Source organism: Embleya sp. L77 (assembly GCF_055557415.1).
The window spans coordinates 3,229,383-3,247,337 of sequence record NZ_CM145709.1 but is presented as its reverse complement, the minus strand read 5'-3'; the positions used below and the strand labels follow the sequence as shown (position 1 = coordinate 3,247,337).

Sequence of the window (17,955 nt, the reverse complement as noted above, 5' to 3'; positions counted from 1 at the left end):
CATGTGGGCGGTCGCGGCTTCGGTATACGTCGTCGCGGTGTTCCACCGCAGCAGTCTCGGCGTGGCCGGGATCGACGCGCAGGAGCGGTTCGGCGTCTCCGCTTCGCAGCTCTCGCTGTTCCCGATGCTGCAACTGCTCGTCTACGCGGGCCTGCAGATACCCGTCGGCGCGCTGACCGACCGGCTCGGCGCCAAACGGGTGCTCAGCTGCGGGCTGGTGCTGATGACGGCGGGTCAGTTCACCTTCGCGTTCGCGCACGGCTTCACCGGCGCCGTACTCGCCCGGGTGCTGGTCGGCATGGGCGACGCGATGACGTTCGTCAGTGTGCTGCGGGTGGTGTCGGTGTGGTTCCCGGCGAACCGGGTCGCCGTGTTGACCCAGTTGACCGCACTGCTGGGGATGGCCGGCAACCTCGCCGGTGCCACGCCGCTGGCCGGCGCGCTGCACGCGTTCGGTTGGAGCCGGACCTTCGCGGTCTCCGCCGGGGTGGGGGTGGCGGTCCTGGTCGTGGTGCTGCTCGTGCTGCGTGACAACCCCGGTGCGAGAAGGCGGGTGCGGCCGGCCGGCGGCCCGGGCATGTGGTCCCAGGTGCGCGCGGCGTGGGCCGAACCCGGCACCCGGCTCGGCCTGTGGGCGCACTGGGCGTGCGGCTGCCTGCCGCAGGTCTTCCTGATGTTGTGGGGTTTTCCGTTCCTGGTCGAGGGCCAGGGCCTGGCCAAGGGCACCGCAAGCGCGCTGTTGACCGTGGCGATCGTGATCAACATGTTCGCGTGCCTGGTGGTCGGCCCGCTGGTGACCCGCCGGCCGGGCAGCAGGCTGATGTTGTGTGTGGGGCAGCCGATCCTGGCCCTGGTGTTGTGGGCCGCCGTGCTGATCCCGGCCGAGCCCTCGCCGCTGTGGCTGCTGGTCGTGCTCGCGCTGGTGATCGGCCCGGGCGGGGCGCTGTCCCTGGTCGGCATGGAGTTCGCCCGGGACGGCAATCCGGCGCAGCGCCTGGGCACGGTGTCGGGCATCGTCAACGTCGGCGGGTTCGCCGCCGCGACCCTGTGTCTGTTCGCGATCGGCCTGGTCCTGGACCTGGTCGAGCCGGGCGGCGGCGCGCACGGGCTGAATGCGTACCGCGTCGCGATGGCCGTCCAGGCCGTACCGCTGCTGCTCGGCGTCGTCCAGGTGCTGCGCTACGCCCGCAAGGTCGCGGGGCGGGGCCGCCGGGCCGAGCCGGTATGTGTGGTGGCGGCGGGGCGCGCATCGGAGCGGGAGAGCGTTCCCGACGCCGGCTGACGCCCCGCCGTCGGCGGCGTCAGGGCGTGACGGCCATGTTGTCCAGGATCCGCCGGGCGAGATCGGGGTCGCCCTCGACCTTGACGTCGGCCCGGGTGGCGGCGACCCGGCCGCACATCAGCCGGACGAACGTCTCCCAGTCGGTGGAGATCAGCACGAGCGGGCCCAGTGGAACCCGCCCGTCCAGCCGACCCCGGCCGTTCTCATCGACGGTGACCGTGCGCATGAACTCCACCGGCCCGTTCACGTCGAACACCACCGATGCACCGGCGGGCGCCTTGGCGTCCTTGGCCACCACCCGGGCCAGCCCGGTGAGCAGGAAGTCGCGGGTGATCAGCGCGGCGGGCGAGTCCAGGTTGCCGGGCACCCCGATCGCGCGCCGCACGTCCTGTTCGTGCACCCACACGTCGAACACCCGCTGGGTGAGCAGGAACCGGTACGGGACGCTGCGGCCCATGATGCCGCGCACCTCGTCGTCCGGCCCCCGATCGCTCTCGTCGAGCATCCGGCGCCGACGCAGGATCACGTACTCCAATTCGCCGGTCATCTCCGGCGACGTGTGGCAGCGCCGCACGTCCACGGGTATCTCGGTGTAGCGGCTGAATTCGTCGTGCACGTGTCGCAGATCACGCGGCAGCGTGTGGATCGGCCGCGGATCGCCGAGCAGTTCCAGCTCGATCCCGATCACGTGCGACACGATGTCGCGGACCGACCAGCCCGGACATTCGGTCGCGCTGCTCCACCGACCCTCGGTCAGGGTGGAGACCAGATCTTTGAGGGAGCGAATCGAGTGCTCCCAGGCGTCGGCGTGCGTTTTCAGGTCGTTGGTCACGAACTACCTCTTGTCGCTGCGTCACCGGTCGGGTGGGGGGGTGCGACCGTTGCTTTGACGTGGTCCCGGATCCTGGCAGGCACGTTACGCTGCAAAAGATCCTGCGGTCAGCCCGTTCGCGGGAAGCAAGCGGTGTAGGTGAGGGGAAAGTGCGCGTTTCGCTCGTACAACTCGACGTCGACCCGGCAGTGCCCGCCCGGGAGCGCCTGGCCGAGGTCTCCGCCCTGGTGCGCGGCCGGCGCGGCGACCACCTGGTGGTCCTGCCCGAGCTGTGGTTGCACACCGGTTGGGTCTACGACGGCTGGGAGTCGGATGCCGAGACCGTACGCGGACCGGTCGCCCAGACCATGGCCCGCGCGGCTCGCGACGCCGGGGTCTGGCTGCACGCCGGCAGCATCATCGAGCGCGGTGCGGATCAAAACCTCTACAACACCTCGCTGGTCTTCGACCCGGACGGCGCGCTGCGCGGCACCTACCGCAAGATCCACCGCTTCGGCTTCACCGGCGGCGAGGCCGCGCTGATCTCGCGCGGCACCGAGCTTGCCCAGGTGCGCATGCCGTGGGCCGCGGTGGGCCTGGCGACCTGCTACGACCTGCGCTTCCCGGAACTGTTCCGGCGGATCCTGGACGCGGGCGCGGAGGTGCTGGTGCTGCCCGCCGCGTGGCCGGCGCGACGGGTCGAGCACTGGCGGGTGTTGTCCCGCGCCCGCGCGATCGAGAACCAGATGTTCGTGCTCGCGTGCAACGCCACCGGCACTCAGGGCGGCGAGGCGATGGGTGGGCACAGCATGGTGATCGACCCGTGGGGCGAGATCGTCGCCGAGGCCGGCACCGAACAGACCGTGCTCACCGCCGAGATCGACCCGGCGCTGGTGGCCAAGACCCGCGAGGACTTCCCGGTCCTGCAGAACCGGGTTCTGTGAGCGCGCTCGGCCGGCCTACTGCTGGAACTGCTTGCGCGCCCGACCCTGGGCGTCGAACGCCGTGAGGGTGTAGGCGGGTACGGCCGAGCGGGCCACCACCACCAGCGCGTAGACGCGCGTGGTGGGGTCGATCTGCACGGGATGGATGATCACCGGCTTCGCCGCGCCCCTCCAGGTGACCTCCAGATGATCGATATTGGGAGACACCTCGGCCGTGAAGATCGCGGCGTACAAATCCTTGCTGCCCTCCACCTTGCCCAGCGATCCGCCACCGCGGAAGCGATCCTTCTCCGCGGCCTTGGCCGCGGCGGTGCGTCCCGGGATGACGCTGCATGCGTCGGGCTCGCTCGGCGGGCGGTCTCCCTTCTCGACGTCGCGGAAGCAGGTCCGCTCCGGGCCGTCGCTCCACGCCCGGTACTTCCAGGGCTTGCCGTTCAGCACGCCCGCACCGATGATGTCCGGGCTCGCCCCGGGCGGTCGGGTACCCGCGGTCACTTGCACGATGTCCGTGGAGTTGCCCTCCCCGTCCAGTACCGAGTCGGCGATCACCACGCCGCCCCCGCCGAGCGCCAGCGCGCCCGCCAGGACGGATGCCACGGTCGCCCCACGCCATCGGCGTTTGCGCGCTCGCTCGATCGCCGCGTCCGCCGTCGGCGCGGTCAGACCGGCCGCCTCGATCTCTGCCATGAAGGCCTCCCTCAGTGCGGTGCCGTCGTCGGCCATGGCCGCACCTCCGTGTCCGAAGTAGAGGGGGTGTCCGTCTGACGTGGGATCAGATCGGCCAGTTGAGGGTCCTTGCGGAGTTGGGCGAGTCCCCGGAACGTCTGACTGCGCACCGTACCGACCGTGCAGCCGAGGATCTGCGCGACCTCGGACTCCGACCGGTCCTCCCAGTAACGCAGCACCACCGCAGCCCGCCGCCCCGCCGGCAACCGTGCCAACGCGGCCATCAGCACGCTGCGTTCGGCCAGCACGCCGGTCGAATCGGGCCCGGCGCGGTCCGGCAGCCGGTCGGTGAGAAAGTGCGTCACCCGCCGGCGGCGTACCCGGGACAGATTGGTGTTCACCAGAATGCGGCGCACGTAGGCGTCCGGATTCTGCACTGCGGCCACGCGTGCCCAGGACGTGTACGTCTTGGTCAGCGTGGCCTGGGCCAGGTCCTCGGCCTCGTCGCGATCGCCGCACAGCAGGTACGCGGTGCGCACCAGGGCTGTTCGGCGGTTCTCGACGAAGGCCCGGAACTCGTCTTCCCCATGGGATCTCAACCGTGCCCCCTTCCACCCGAACAGACGTGTGGAAGGAGGTCGTTCTATGCCGCGCCGCGGCGATCGCCGACGGATCGGCGGCCGTTCAGTCGTCGTCCTCGCTCAACCGGTCCACGCACACCGCGATCGCGATGATCAGCGCATGATCCCACCCGGGTGCGATGTCGACGCCGTAGGTGTCGCGCACCCGCAGCCACTTGCGGGTGATCTGCGCGACCGGCCCGTTCGGCCCGGTGATGCCGTACTCGTGGTTGAACATGTCGCCGCGCACCGAGAGTTCGACGCCGACCGCGAGATCGACCTCGAATGCCTCGTGCAGCGGCGTGAACATCTTCTTGCGCACCGTGGCGACCGTCTCGCCGGTCGCGTCCTCGATCTTCATCGAGTGGTGGATGCTCATGATCTTCTTCTTCACGGTGGCCAACACCGTGCCGGCCGCGTCCTTGAGCTCCAGCCGGTCGTGCAGCGTCAGCGCCTTGCCGTCGACCAGATAGACCTTCTCGCCGGATTCGGTCGTGACCCAGAAGTCGTCGCCGATCGCGAACATCTTCTCGCGCACGAGATAGCGGCCGGGAGCGACTCCCGGATAGAGCTGCGCTCCGTCGTACTCGTCCCCGAACACTGCTGCCTCCACGATGACTACGCCTTGTCGGGCAGACTGCCCGAAATGCCGGCGTTCAGTCGTGCGGGCGCACGTGTGTGCGGCGCGCGGATACACCCGGTTGGGTGGGGTGCGGCCGGTACACGCGCCGGCCGGGGGTCGCCGGCCGACCCGGATGGTTCACTTCGGATCATGAGCAGCACCGCGCGCCGAGCCCGGATCCGGGCCCCCGAGTTGTCCGGTTCCGGCGGCTGGATCAACACCGACGGGCCCGGACCGACGCTGGCCGGGCTGCGCGGGCGGATCGTGCTGCTGGACTTCTGGACCTCGGCGTGCGTGAACTGCCACCACGTGCTGGCCGAACTGCGCCCGATCGAGGAGCGCCACCGCGATGTGCTGACCGTGATCGGCGTGCACTCGCCCAAGTTCGAGCACGAGGCGGACCACGGCACGGTGGTCTGCGCGGTGCAGCGACACGAGTTGCGGCATCCGGTCCTGGACGACCCCGAGCTGAGCACGTGGAAGCAGTACGCGGTGCACGCGTGGCCGACCCTGGTGGTCGTCGACCCCGAGGGCTACGTGGTCGCGCACCTGTCCGGCGAGGGCCACACGAGCGAGATCGAGGCGCTGATCGCCGACCTGGTGGTCGAGCACGAGGGCAAGGGCACGCTGCACCGGGTCACGGAGGACTTCGAGCGACCCGACGCGCCGCGCACCGACCTGCGCTTCCCGGGCCAGCTGCTGCGGTTGCCCTCCGGCGCGCTGCTGGTCGCGGACACCGGGCACCATTCGCTGGCCGAACTCTCCGACGACGGCCGTACGGTGCTGCGCCGGATCGGCACCGGGCGGCGCGGGCTGCTCGACGGCGGGCCCCGGCACGCGATGCTGGCCGAGCCGCACGGGATGGCCCTGCTGCCGCCCGAGGTGGCCGCACACGTGCGGTACGACGTCGTGGTCGCGGACACCGCCAATCACGCGTTGCGGGGCGTCTCGTTGGCCACCGGATCGATCCGCACGGTCGCGGGCACCGGACGAGCGCGCCGGCGCGGCGCGGACGACCACGGCGCGGCCCGCACGATCGACCTCTCCAGCCCGTGGGACGTCGCGTGGTTCGGCGGCCGGATCATCGTGGCGATGGCGGGTGTACACCAGCTGTGGGAGTTCGACCCGGTCGGCGAGGGCATGGGGGTGCTGGCCGGCACCACCGACGAGGGCATGGAGGACGGCCCGGTCGACACCGCCTGCTTCGCCCAGCCGTCCGGCCTGGCCGTGTCACCGGATCGGCACACGTTGTGGGTGGTGGACGCGGAGAGTTCGGCGCTGCGCCGCCTGGTGGACGGCCGGATCGAGACGGTGGTCGGCCGCGGGTTGTTCGACTTCGGCCTGCGCGACGGACCGGCCGAACACGCGTTGTTCCAGCACCCCTTGGGCGTGGACACGCTGCCGGACGGCTCGGTCGTGGTCGCGGACACCTACAACGGCGCACTGCGCCGCTACGACCCCTCGGACGGGTTCGTGTCCACCGTCCTGGGCGACCTCGCCGAACCGGCCGCCGTGGCGGTGGTCGCCGACCTGGACGAGGACCTCTACCTGACCGTGGTCGAGTCCGCGGCCCACCGGGTCCGCAAACTCCGCATGCCGCACACCTGAACACCTGAGACCGCGCGGGCGGCGACGATGCCGTGCGCCGGCCTGCCTCGCTCCCGGGCCCGGCCGCCCGGGCATGGCCCGCGACCACCCGCAACGGAAACGACCGCGGCTCCGGAGTGGGAGGGGGGAGGACTCCGGAGCCGCGGTCGTCAGGGGGTGGTGCCGAAATGGTCTGTCAGCGTCGGTAGTAGCGGCGCCTCGGCCGCTCCTCGACGATCTCTTCGACGGGCGGCTCGACGTAACCTCCCGTGGGCGGCGGCTGCACGTAGCCGGCCGGCGGCGGGTTCAGCACGGCGTCGCGGCGCCGCGGCCCCCACACCATCAGGAACAGTGCGATGCCCACGACTCCGGCGATCATCAGCACGACGCCGACCACGTCGATGTTGATGCCGGACACGCTCCAGTCGGTGGCGAAGGTCAGGATCGCGCCCACCGCGATCAACAGGATGCCCGCTCCGATGCCCATGAGTCCGTTCACTCCGATCCGCTGATGTGCGGCGGGTTTTCGCGGCGCCCGATCAACCGGACGCCCGATTGACTGTCGGCTCGCGCCTACCCGGAGTCCCGGAACCCATGCCCACGGATTCGCGGCGACGTTCAGCCCTCCAGGAACGCGGCGGCGGCCGAGGCGAGCAGAAACGGGTCGTCGGCGCCGCACAGTTCACGGGCGGAGTGCATGGACAGGCACGCGGTGCCCACGTCCACCGTCTCGATGCCCAGGCGCGTCGCGGTGATCGGGCCGATCGTGGAGCCGCACGGGATCGAGTTGATCCCGACGAAGATCTGCGCCGGCACCCCCGCGCGTTCGCACGCCGCGGTCCACACGGCCCGGCCGCGGGCGTCCGTCGCGTAGCGCTGGTTGGTGTTGACCTTCAGGATCGGGCCGCCGTTGGGCACCGGGTGGTGGCCCGGCTCGTGCCGGCCGACGTAGTTCGGGTGCACCGCGTGGCCGACGTCGCTGGAGAGGTGGAACGAGTCGGCGAACGCGCGGGCGCGGTCCTCCAGCGACCCGCCGCGGGCGCTGACGATCCGGGTCAGCACGGTCTCCAGGAGCGGACCGGCGGCGCCCGTGGTGGACTCGCTGCCGGTCTCCTCGTGATCGAACGCGCCGAACACCGGGATGTGCGTCACCTTGTCGTGCGCGGCGGCGAGCAGCGCGGCCAGGCCCGCGTGCACGGACAGCAGGTTGTCCAGCCGGGGCGAGGCGACCAGTTCGCGATCCCGGCCGAGGTAGCCGGGCTTCTGCACGTCGTGCACCATCAGGTCCCACCCGGTGACGTCGCCGGCGGCCACGCCGGTCTCCTCGGCGACGAACCGGATCAGCGCGCCCTCGTCCACCGTGCCCAGTCCCCAGATCGGGGTCATGTGCTGCTGCTTGTCCAGCTGTAGCCCCGCTTCGTTGACCGAGCGGTCGAGGTGGATGGCCAACTGCGGCACCCGCAGCACCGGCCGGTCCACGAACACCAGGTGCTCGCTGCCGTCGCGCAGCACGACCCGGCCGGACAGGCCGAGGTCGCGGTCGAGCCAGGAGTTCAACAGCGGCCCGCCGTACACCTCGACGGCCACCTGCCGCCACCCCGCCGCCCCGGTGTCCGGACGCGGCTTCACCCGCAGCGTCGGCGAGTCGGTGTGTGCTCCCAGGATCCGGAAGCCGCGCGTGCTCTCGGCGCCCTCAGGCACGTACCAGGCCACGATCGCGCCCCCACGCAGCACGTACCGCCCGCCCGCCCCGCCGTCCCACGCCGCCGTCTCCACCAGCCGCCGAAAGCCGGCCGCCTCCAGCCGCGCGGCCACATTCGCCGCCGCGTGGTAGGGGGAGGGGCAGGCGCCGATGAACTCGATCAGGTCGTCGGTGTGACTCCGGTCGAAGCGAGGCGAGGGCATACATACTCCAAGGGCCACGGCCGGCCGGCCGCGAAGATCGTCAGGGGCTCTCCGCCCACGAGACTACGCCCCGCCGAACCGCCGAGGCCGCCCCCACACCCCGAGCCGAAAGGGGTGGGGAACGGCCCCGAATACCCCCGCATCGGCGCCGCCGCTCCGGCCCGTCGTCGCCCGGATCCGTGCGCTCGGGCGACCGCCCGCACCGGGGCTGGGCGGGGCCGGGGCGCCGCCTTGGAACCTCGACCCTCGCCCCCGTGGCCGCGGTTGCGGCGGGTGGTACCCGGTCCGAGCCGGCCCGGACGTGTGTTCAGCCGAAGCTCACTCGTTTCAACCAGAAGTCCAGCAGTTCGGCGTCGCCGATGATCTCCACGTCGGCCTCGGCGGGGGTGCGTCGCTTGTAGGTGACCAGCAGCAGGTCGACCAGCGGGCCGCGGACGGCCACCGCGGCCTTCTCGTGCGCGCGCCGCCAGGTGATCTGCTCGCCGGTCAGGTCGACCACCCATTCCGCGCCGGCCGCGGGTGCGGTGTCGGTGGCGTGGAGGTGGATGGTGCGGTCGGGGCCGAGGAGTTCGCGCATCCGGGGGTGGACCTCGAAGTGGAAGGGGAGGGAGCCCAGTTCCATCCATTCGTCGAGGGCGTCGGCGGCCACCTCGTGATCGAGGGTGAACTTCGCGCCGAGTGCCAGGGTCGCGTCGGCGCGGTGGACGACCGTCTCGTGGGTGAAGCGGCGGGCGTAGAAGGCCGTGGTGCCGCCCGTGACGGGGGTCCAGATCTCGGCGTCGGGGCCGGCCGCGCGAAGGGTGTCGGCGAGGCGTTCGGCACCCTCGGCGAGCCAGGGGCCCAGGACGGCGGGGTCCTCGTGGGTGTAGGCGGACAGGTCCCGGAAGTGTTCGTCGGAGAGCGGTCCCGTCGCCCCGGTCCGCACCGTCTCCTCGGCCCAGCGCTGGCCGCCGCCGAGGTGCCGCAGCAACTGGCCGACGTTCCAGCCGGGACAGGAGGGAACCGGGACGGTCAGGTCCGCGCCCTCGATCGTGGCGCGGAGCAGGTCGATCTGGGCGACGATCTCGGAGCAGTGGCGGTCGTGGCTCAGGGAAGTCATGCGGTCACGGTAGAACGGCGCCCGGACAGGTGGGGCGTCCCTGGGCACGAGGCGCGCGTCGGACCGCCCACGCCGACGGGCGAGTCGGCGGCACGGCGGAGGCGGGCGGGTGCACGGACGGCCGCGCCGCGATCGGGCTGGCCGGTGGGTCAGGCCGGGTGGCGGGCCGGCTCCGGCGTTCGGGCCGGCTTGACGACCTTCTTCAGCGGGCCGGTCAGGGTCACCGCGAGCAGGGCCGCGTCGTCCTCGAGTTTGCCGCCCACGTGGGCGAGCAGGCCCTGCTCGACCGCGTCCAGCATCGCCGCGGCGTCGTTGTGCGCGTGGACGGTCAGGTGATGGGCCAGTGCGTAGAAGGTGCCGGAGGTGTTCCGGGCCTCGGTCACCCCGTCCGTGTGCAGCAGCAGCACGTCCCCGGGCCGAATGCGGACCTCCTCCACCGAGCGCGCCGTGGCCGCCGGCAGCAGGCCCATGCCCAGCGGCAGTCCCGCCTCGGCGATCACCTCGCCGACCGTGCCGCCGCGGACCAGCAACGGCGACGGATGGCCGCAGGCCAGGACCTGCATCGTGCCCTCGCCCGGACACAGCTCCACCATCACCGCGGTGACGAAGTCCTCGCTGCCGAGTTGCCGATTCAGGCTGCGATCCACCCGCATGCCGACCTCGCCCAGGGTCGGCGCGTCGTAGGCCGCCTCGCGGAAGGCGCCCAGCGTCCGGGCCGCCATGTCCACCGCCTCCAAGCCCTTGCCGCGCACGTCGCCGAGCAGCACCCGCACCCCGTACGGCGTCTCCAGCACCTCGTACAGATCGCCGCCGATGGACGCCTCCTCGGCCGCCGCCCGATAGCGCACCGCGAAGCCGAACCGGCCGATCGTGCGCGGCACCGGCCGCAGCAGCGCGCGCTGGGCCACCTCCGCCACCGACTGCACCCGGTGCAGCCGGGCGTCCTGGCGGCGCCGCTCCCAGCCGACCCAGCAACCGAACAGGGTGACGATCAGGATCGCCGCCGAGACGCCGGTGGAGTTCTTGTACTCACCGTAGTCACTGCTGTACATTTCCGGCCGCAACAACAGTCGGGTGATCAACGCCACGGCTCCGGCCACCGCCGTCATCCACGGTCGGTAGGCCATCGCCACGACCGCCGGCACGGCGATCAACACCGCGTGCATGTCCAGGTAGGGCGGAGCGAACACCCGACTCAGCAGCACTGCCACATACAAACCCGCTGCCACCGGAACGGCTCGGCCGGCGGGGAGGGCCATGGCAGGCATGAATCGGGACCTTTCGTTGACGCGCGGGGGGACGACCGACGACCGACTGCCCTCCATCGTCACGTGCGCCGTGGCACTCGGACAGGGGCGAAGGTCCCATTAGGTCCAAAACGTATCCAAACCTGGCCAAACAGGCACTTGACAGCACCGCCATTCGTGTCGGAACCCGGTCCTCACCCAGGCCATATGCTGCGCGCATGCCGCGTGACTCCGGCCCCACCAGGCGCCGTATCGTCGAGGCCGCCGAGCTTTTGTTCGCGCGGCACGGTCTCGACGTGCCGTTGCAGGACATCACCCGCGCGGCGGGACAGCGCAACGCCGGCGCGATCCACTACCACTTCGGCGGTCGCGAGGGGCTGCTGCGCGCGATCGTCGAACAGCACGTCCCGATCGTGTACGCACGCCGTCAGGCGCTGCTGGCCGAGGCCCGCGAGCAGCCGCACCTGTCCGGCTTCGCCCGTGCGATCGTGCTGCCGATCACCGAGTTGCTCAACGGTTCGCCCGCCGACCGGGCCTACCTCCAGATCTCGGTCGAGCTGCTGCGCGATGCGACCTCGCCGGTGACGCCGCTGCTGGGCGGCGAGGACGTACAGGACGTGGTGGACGCGGTCGCCGCGGCGCGGCCCGACCTGCATCCGACGGCGCTGCAGACGCGCACCTTCCTGGTCACCCAGATGGTCGGCATGCTGTGTGCGGCCCGCGCCGCGCGGCACAGCCGGCCGGCCCGCCCGGACGCGATCGTGCCCACCGGCCTGCTCGGCCCGGATGCCTTCGACGACCACCTGACCTCGATCGTCGCGGGCGCACTCGCGGGCGACTGAACCGACCGGGGGCCAAGCCGGCCGCCGCGCCCGCTGCCGACGCCGCCGCCCGTCCGCCGCCGCTCGTCCGCCGCCGACTGCCCCCGCTGCCGCTGCCGCTGTCCTTGCCGCAGCCACCGCCGGCTCCCGGCCCCCGCACCCGCCCCGGCCGCGCCCCGCCGATTCCGCGCCGAACACCCCGCTCCGGAAGCCCTTGACTCCTTCGACGCCTCGTATTAAACACACTCATTAATTCACTGAATCAAGGGCTCTGCCGAGGAAGGGACGCCATGGCGAACTACGACGTGGTCATCAAGGGCGGCATCGTCGTCGACGGTTCGGGAAACCCGCGTTTCCGGGGCGACATCGCGATCACCGACGGCGTGATCAGCCGGATCGGCCGGATCCCGGCGGCGGACGCGGACCGGGTGATCGACGCGAGCGGACTGATCGTCGCGCCCGGCTTCATCGACCTGCACACCCACTACGACGGCCAGGTCTTCTGGGACCCGTACCTGACCACGTCCGGCCCGCACGGGGTGACCTCGGTGGTCACCGGGAACTGCGGCTTCGGCTTCGCGCCGGTGCGCGAGGACATGCGCGAGCGCGCGATGTTGTCGATGACGGCCGTCGAGGACATCCCCACCGAGACCCTGCGCGAGGGCATGCCGTGGGACTGGGTCACCTTCCCCGACTACCTGGACAGCGTCGACCGCACCCCCAAGGCGGTCAACGTACTGCCGTACGTGCCGGTGAATCCGCTGCTGATCTGGGTGCTCGGCCTGGAGCGGGCGAAGGCCGGCGCCGAGCCCACCGACGCGGAACACGCCGAATTGGCCCGTCTGTTGGAGGAGGCGATGGACGCCGGCGCGTGCGGCTGGTCGGCCCAGTGTCTGGGCGAACCGGGCAACCCGAACGGCCGGCTGATGCAGGGCGACTTCGACGGCACGCCGATGCCCACCGACATCATGTGGCCACGGACCCGGCTCGCGCTGGCCGAGGCGCTGGGCCGACAGGGCCGCGGCTTCATGCAGGTCTCCGGGACACAGATCACCGAGGAGGAGTACGAGCACCTGGTCGAGGTCAGCGGCCGGCCGCTGATCTGGAACGCGGTGATCGCCAACTCGCGCAGCGGCGGGTTGTACAAGCGCAAGATCGAGTGGCTGCGGCGCTGCCAGGAACGCGGCATCCCGATCTACGGCCAGGCGATGACGACCGACGTCCCGGTGCCGTTCAGCTTCCTGTACGGCGGCGTGTCCACCCGGCCACCGGTGGCCGACATCTTCGCGGCCGAGACGGTCGAGGAGAAGATCGCGATGCTGAACGACCCGGCGGTGCGGGCCGAACTGCGCGAATTCGACCCGCTATTCTACCACCTGTACCCGGACATGAAGCTGCACCGCACCTTCACCGACGAGTACAAGCAGTACGAGGGCCTGTCGTTCAAGGAGATCGGCGCCCGGCTGGACCGGCACCCGGTGGACGTGCTCTGCGACGTGACCGTCGCGGACGGGCTGACCACGCAGGTGCACACCGGTCAGTTCAACGCGACCCTGGAGGGCCTGAAGGAACTCGTCGACTACGAGTACCTGTTGCCCGGTCTGTCCGACGGCGGCGCACACCTGAAGACGCTGAGCGCGGGCATGTACGGCACGGAGTATCTGGTCGAGTACGTCCGCAAGCACGCCTGGACCTCGCTGGAACAGGCCCACTGGCGACTCTCCGGCCTGCCCGCCCGCTGCGCGGGCTTCACCGACCGAGGCGTGCTCGCCGAGGGTGCCGCGGCCGACATCATCGTCTACGACTACGACGAACTCGCGTACGGCGAACCCGAATTCGTCCACGACCTGCCCGCCGGCCAACTCCGCACCGTGATCGACGCCAAGGGCTACCGCTACATCCTGGTCAACGGCCGGGTCACCATCGAGAACGACCAACCCACCGGCGTGCACAGCGGCGAACTCCTGCGCCACGGCCGCCGCTCCCGCTGAACCCGGCACCGCCGAATCGCGCGGATCGGGGCTTGGGCACGGGCCGACCCTGGGTAGGCATGCGGCACGACGACCAAGGGGGCGCGATGTCGAGGAAGACCCGCAAGCGCAAGTCCCGTCGCAAGAACAGAGCCAACCACGGCCATCGGCCGGCCTGATCCGGGCAACACCGTAATCCGACCACGAGCGCACCCCACCCGCCGAAAGCGGGCGCGGGTGCGCTCCTGCGCTCTGCGCGATTCCCGTCACCGCGGCGGCCTCGCCGGCCGCTGTCCAGCCGAACGACGGCCCGACCGGGCCGGCGCTCGATGTGACGGACGGCTCAGCCGTACATCCGGCGCATCGCGAAGGCGATCATCTGCTCTATGGCCTTCGCGTCGAACATCACCCGGTGCTCGCCGTCCAGGTCGAGCACGAAGCCGTAGCCGTTGGGCAGCAGGTCGAGCACCTCGGCCCCGGTGACGGTGAAGTGGCGCGACTCCTCGCCTGCGTACTTCTTGAGTTCGGCGAGCGAGCTGAACATCGGGATCACCGGCTCGGGGGTGTTGTGCAACGCCAGGAATCCCGGGCGTTCACCCCTCGGGCAGAAGACCTTCGACGCTATGAAGATGGACTGGAAGTCCTCGCCGTTCATGACGCCCGTGGCGAACGCGCGCACGGCGTCGGTGAGCGCCGGCGCCTCCGCGCGGGCCTGGGGTTCTTCCGTTGCGTAGCCGTACACACCACGAGGCTAGCGGGTCGAGAGCCCGGGTTTGAGCCCTCTGCCGAGACGGTCACATGTACCTGGTGGTAACCCGATGGGAACCTTGTGGGCATTGAAAAAGTTACCCATGGGTACGATCATTATGTTACTGACCAGTACACTGGGCTTCGGTTCAGTTCGGTCGATCGGTTCGGTGGATCGGTTCGGTCGATCGGTTCAGAGTTCAGTCAGCGCAGTCCACAGGACGCAACCACGGGCGGAGCCTGTCATGGGTCACTACAAGTCGAACCTCCGCGACCTGGAGTTCAACCTGTTCGAGGTCTTCGGACGCGAGCAGGTCTATGGCACGGGTCCGTTCGCGGAAATGGACGTCGACACCGCGAGGTCGATCCTGGCCGAGGTCGAGCGCCTCGCCGTGAACGACCTTGCCGATTCGTTCGCCGAGGGCGACCGCAACCCACCAGTGTTCGACCCCGCGACGCACTCGGCCACGCTGCCCGAGGCGTTCAAGAAGTCGTACAAGGCCTACATGGACTCGGAGTGGTGGCGCCTCGCGCTCCCCGAGAGCATGGGCGGCACCAACTGCCCGCGTTCGCTGCGCTGGTCGGTGGCCGAGCTGGTGCTCGGCGCCAACCCGGCGCTGTGGATGTACGCGGCCGGTCCCGACTTCGCCCAGGTGCTGCACACGCTCGGTACCGAGGAGCAGCGCAAGGTCGCCGGCTTCATGGTCGACCGCCAGTGGGGCTCCACCATGGTGCTGACCGAGCCCGACGCGGGCTCGGACGTGGGCGCGGGTCGGACCAAGGCGGTTCGGCAGGAGGACGGCACCTGGCACATCCAGGGCGTCAAGCGCTTCATCACCTCCGGTGACCAGGACATGACCGAGAACATCATCCACCTGGTGCTCGCGCGCCCGGAGGGTGCGGGGCCCGGCACCAAGGGCCTGTCGTTGTTCGTGGTCCCGAAGTTCCACTTCGACCCGGAGACCGGCGAACTCGGCGAGCGCAACGGTGCCTTCGTCACCAACGTCGAGCACAAGATGGGCCTCAAGGTCTCCACGACCTGCGAGCTCACCTTCGGCGAGCACGGCATCCCGGCCGTGGGCACCCTGGTCGGCGAGGTGCACAGCGGCATCGCGCAGATGTTCAAGATCATCGAGTACGCGCGGATGATGGTCGGCACGAAGGCCATCGCGACGCTGTCCACCGGCTACCTCAACGCGCTCGAGTACGCGAAGGAGCGCTACCAGGGCGCCGACCTCGCGCAGATGACGAACAAGGCCGCGCCGCGCGTGACCATCACCCACCACCCCGACGTGCGCCGCTCGCTGCTCACCCAGAAGGCATACGTCGAGGGCATGCGCGCGCTCGTGATGTACACGTCCTCGTGGCAGGACCGGATCGAGGGCGCCGCGCTCGCCGGCGAAAGCGACGAGACCGCGGACCGGGTCAACGACCTGCTCCTGCCGATCGTCAAGGGTTACGGCTCGGAGAAGTCCTACGAGCAGCTCGCGCAGTCGCTGCAGACCTTCGGCGGCTCGGGCTTCCTCCAGGAATACCCGATCGAGCAGTACATCCGGGACGCCAAGATCGACACCCTCTACGAGGGCACCACCGCGATCCAGGGTCAGGACTTCTTCTTCCGGAAGATCGTCCGCGACCAGGGCAAGGCGCTGACCGTGGTGGCGGGCGAGATCCAGGAGTTCATCGCCGCGCACACCGAGGGCGAACTGGCCGCCGAGGTCAAGCTGCTCGCGACCGCCGCCGAGGACGTCCAGGGCATGGTCGCGGCGATGATCAACCAACTGATGGCGTCCGAGCAGGAGATCGACTCGATCTACAAGGTCGGCCAGAACACCACCCGGCTCCTGATCGCCGCCGGCGACCTGGTGGTCTCCTGGCTGCTGCTGCGCCAGGCCGCCGTGGCGCTCACGAAGCTGGCCGGCACGCCCGGTCGGGACGAGGCGTTCTACCGGGGCAAGGTGGCCGCGGCGAAGCACTTCGCCCGCGAGATCCTGCCGCTGCTGACCCCGCAGCGCCTGATGGTCGAGCAGATCGACAACACGATCATGGACCTCCCGGAGGCGGCCTTCTAACCGGCCCCCGCCCCACCGGACCCCACGAGGCGCCGCCTCTCGCCCCCGACGAGAGACGGCGCCTCGCCGCGTTCGCGGAGGACAGGTCCACCCCCGGGGTTTCGCCGCCCGTGGCCAAGGTGCCGAGGCGTCCGGGGTCTAGCTGTTCCGTGTGACGTCCAAGAGCGCCTTCCAGGAACCGGGCGGCACAGTGATGTGACCCCGGTCGGGATCCTTGCTGTCGCGGACGGCAGTCACGGCGAGATTGAACGGCGCAACCTCGACGCACTCTGCGTTGGTGGCGCTGTAGGACGATGTACGCCACTGCAAGGAACGAAGGTCGGAGTTCATTTCGTACTCATCTCTGCGTGATGCTTGATTATCTGCATGGACTCGACGTAAGAAGCCGCCGCAGCCGAGATCGTGCGGAACTGTTCCTCGTAGATGGCGACTTCCGATGGATCCTCGATATACAGCGTGCCGCTCAGGCTGTCCACGTAGGCCACATCCGTTTCGGGTGGATCCAGGAAGCGCAACATCTGGAACGACCCGATCACCGCAGCGTGCATGCTGGAATCCTCGCGCAGAACCTGCACGTGTACGTTGGGCCTGCGCGCCATGTCAGCGAGGTGTTCCAACTGCGCACGCATGACCGCGGCACTGCCGACAATGTGACGCAAGGCCGATTCGGAGATCACGGACCATACTCTGAGCGGGTCAGGGCGAGTCAGGACCGATACACGTTCCTGGCGGACCTTCGTCAGTAGTTCGATTCGATGCGGTGCAGCATCGGGTCGCTGGATCTCCACCACGGCTCGGGTGTAGTCCTCGGTTTGCAGAAGTCCCGGAATCAGTATCGTTTCGACGCTGTACTGATCGGACGCGTCGGATTCCAAAGCGATGTACTCCGCGTGTGTACGCGTTAGTTCATATTGATCCCACCATCCACGCCTACGCCCGTTGCGCGCCAAGTCCTCCAAGTGGGCACGCTGTGCCGGGTCCTGCACGTTGTACGCGTCCAGCAGCAACCGGAGATCAACAAGTCGCACACCGGATTGCGCGCTCTCGATCCGGCTCACCTTGGCGTCGGAGCACGCCAGAATTTCCGCCGCTTGCAACAGCGTCATACCGGCGGCCGCGCGGTACTGCTTCAGCGTTCGGGCAAGTCTCCGCTGTCGCACGGTCGGGTTCTTGTTGACCGCCACCCCTCCCCCTTCTTCTGCGTGCCCCCGGTGGGCGCGGCACCGGTCAGTCTGCCTGCCGCCAGGTGCACCCGCCAACGAGGGGGAACCTAGCCTGTGCTGCCTTACAAGGTGAGGGACTTGCACCTAGTGGGCTTGCGGATGCACGCTACGTATTGCGATGACACCGGTACACGCTGGTGATCTTTGGAATTGCCGTGTCCTGACTTGCGGCCATTTCGTCGCGCTCTGAACCGCCCCGGCGTCGGTCTCGATCGCGCGTGGTCCCGGCGCCGGGGTGCCTGGTCTCGAAGGGAGTGGCATGACGCGCTCGATGCATCCGCCCAATGTGGTGCGGACGTTGAGCCCGGACCAGTACGCCATTCGGAGGTGGATCATCCT

The 17,955-nt window shown here is 69.9% G+C and carries 16 protein-coding genes and 1 pseudogene; 6 read left to right on the top strand and 11 right to left on the bottom strand.

Annotated features, from left to right (window positions below):
* The first annotated feature begins 1 nt into the window (after position 1).
* A complete protein-coding gene (locus ACZOOI_RS13825) occupies positions 2-1,282 on the top strand; it encodes an MFS transporter (protein WP_465281181.1) in 1,281 nt (426 codons plus the stop codon).
* Positions 1,283-1,301: 19 nt separating this feature from the next.
* On the opposite strand, the gene ACZOOI_RS13820 is transcribed toward ACZOOI_RS13825, so the two are convergent.
* Complete coding sequence (locus tag ACZOOI_RS13820) at positions 1,302-2,114, bottom strand: maleylpyruvate isomerase family mycothiol-dependent enzyme (protein WP_465280938.1); 813 nt, start codon at positions 2,112-2,114, stop codon at positions 1,302-1,304.
* 149 nt (positions 2,115-2,263) lie between these two features.
* Here ACZOOI_RS13820 and ACZOOI_RS13815 point away from each other — a divergent pair, with 149 nt between their 5' ends.
* Entirely contained in the window at positions 2,264-3,037 is a 774-nt protein-coding gene (locus tag ACZOOI_RS13815) for a carbon-nitrogen family hydrolase (protein WP_465280937.1), read from the top strand.
* A 15-nt stretch (positions 3,038-3,052) separates the two neighbouring features.
* On the opposite strand, the gene ACZOOI_RS13810 is transcribed toward ACZOOI_RS13815, so the two are convergent.
* From ACZOOI_RS13810 to ACZOOI_RS13800, 3 genes are all read right to left on the bottom strand, one after another.
* Positions 3,053-3,724 (bottom strand): hypothetical protein, encoded by a 672-nt coding sequence (locus ACZOOI_RS13810; protein ID WP_465280936.1) that lies wholly within the window; start codon positions 3,722-3,724, stop codon positions 3,053-3,055.
* An 11-nt stretch (positions 3,725-3,735) separates the two neighbouring features.
* Complete coding sequence (locus ACZOOI_RS13805; protein WP_465280935.1) at positions 3,736-4,302, bottom strand: SigE family RNA polymerase sigma factor; 567 nt, start codon at positions 4,300-4,302, stop codon at positions 3,736-3,738.
* 85 nt (positions 4,303-4,387) lie between these two features.
* On the bottom strand, positions 4,388-4,936 hold the full coding sequence (locus ACZOOI_RS13800) for an LURP-one-related/scramblase family protein (RefSeq protein WP_465280934.1): 549 nt from the start codon (positions 4,934-4,936) through the stop codon (positions 4,388-4,390).
* 159 nt (positions 4,937-5,095) lie between these two features.
* On the opposite strand from ACZOOI_RS13800, the pseudogene ACZOOI_RS13795 reads away from it, so the two are divergent.
* Positions 5,096-6,544 (top strand): annotated as a pseudogene (locus tag ACZOOI_RS13795) (thioredoxin-like domain-containing protein); the annotation flags it as partial.
* A gap of 184 nt (positions 6,545-6,728) precedes the next feature.
* On the opposite strand, the gene ACZOOI_RS13790 reads toward ACZOOI_RS13795, so the two are convergent.
* The 4 genes from ACZOOI_RS13790 to ACZOOI_RS13775 all read right to left on the bottom strand — a co-directional run bounded on the left by ACZOOI_RS13790 (position 6,729) and on the right by ACZOOI_RS13775 (position 10,747).
* Positions 6,729-7,019, bottom strand: a complete 291-nt coding sequence (locus tag ACZOOI_RS13790; protein ID WP_465280933.1) for a hypothetical protein — start codon at positions 7,017-7,019, stop codon at positions 6,729-6,731.
* Between the two features lie 131 nt (positions 7,020-7,150).
* Positions 7,151-8,437, bottom strand: a complete 1,287-nt coding sequence (locus tag ACZOOI_RS13785; RefSeq protein WP_465280932.1) for a M18 family aminopeptidase — start codon at positions 8,435-8,437, stop codon at positions 7,151-7,153.
* Positions 8,438-8,744: 307 nt separating this feature from the next.
* Positions 8,745-9,536 carry a maleylpyruvate isomerase family mycothiol-dependent enzyme gene (locus ACZOOI_RS13780; RefSeq protein ID WP_465280931.1) on the bottom strand — a complete coding sequence of 264 codons (792 nt, stop codon included), beginning with the start codon at positions 9,534-9,536 and terminating at the stop codon, positions 8,745-8,747.
* Positions 9,537-9,685: 149 nt separating this feature from the next.
* On the bottom strand, positions 9,686-10,747 hold the full coding sequence (locus ACZOOI_RS13775) for a PP2C family protein-serine/threonine phosphatase (protein WP_465280930.1): 1,062 nt from the start codon (positions 10,745-10,747) through the stop codon (positions 9,686-9,688).
* Positions 10,748-11,001: 254 nt separating this feature from the next.
* Here ACZOOI_RS13775 and ACZOOI_RS13770 point away from each other — a divergent pair, with 254 nt between their 5' ends.
* Positions 11,002-11,625: a TetR/AcrR family transcriptional regulator gene (locus ACZOOI_RS13770; protein ID WP_465280929.1), complete on the top strand. Its 624-nt coding sequence runs from the start codon at positions 11,002-11,004 to the stop codon at positions 11,623-11,625.
* Between the two features lie 269 nt (positions 11,626-11,894).
* Positions 11,895-13,595 carry an N-acyl-D-amino-acid deacylase family protein gene (locus ACZOOI_RS13765; RefSeq protein WP_465280928.1) on the top strand — a complete coding sequence of 567 codons (1,701 nt, stop codon included), beginning with the start codon at positions 11,895-11,897 and terminating at the stop codon, positions 13,593-13,595.
* Positions 13,596-13,917: 322 nt separating this feature from the next.
* Here the strand turns inward: ACZOOI_RS13765 and ACZOOI_RS13760 are convergent, their stop codons facing one another.
* Positions 13,918-14,316, bottom strand: a complete 399-nt coding sequence (locus ACZOOI_RS13760) for an SseB family protein (RefSeq protein ID WP_465280927.1) — start codon at positions 14,314-14,316, stop codon at positions 13,918-13,920.
* 250 nt (positions 14,317-14,566) lie between these two features.
* Here ACZOOI_RS13760 and ACZOOI_RS13755 point away from each other — a divergent pair, with 250 nt between their 5' ends.
* A complete protein-coding gene (locus ACZOOI_RS13755; RefSeq protein ID WP_465280926.1) occupies positions 14,567-16,393 on the top strand; it encodes an acyl-CoA dehydrogenase in 1,827 nt (608 codons plus the stop codon).
* 138 nt (positions 16,394-16,531) lie between these two features.
* Here ACZOOI_RS13755 and ACZOOI_RS13750 read toward each other — a convergent pair whose 3' ends face one another.
* Both ACZOOI_RS13750 and ACZOOI_RS13745 read right to left on the bottom strand, forming a co-directional pair.
* The gene (locus tag ACZOOI_RS13750) at positions 16,532-16,723 is read right to left on the bottom strand and encodes a DUF397 domain-containing protein (protein WP_465280925.1); all 192 of its coding nucleotides are present in this window, start codon (positions 16,721-16,723) and stop codon (positions 16,532-16,534) included.
* Positions 16,720-17,577, bottom strand: coding sequence for a helix-turn-helix domain-containing protein (locus tag ACZOOI_RS13745; protein WP_465280924.1), 858 nt, complete (start codon positions 17,575-17,577; stop codon positions 16,720-16,722). Before ACZOOI_RS13745 ends, ACZOOI_RS13750 begins: the two co-directional genes overlap by 4 nt.
* Between the last annotated feature and the right edge of the window lie 378 nt (positions 17,578-17,955).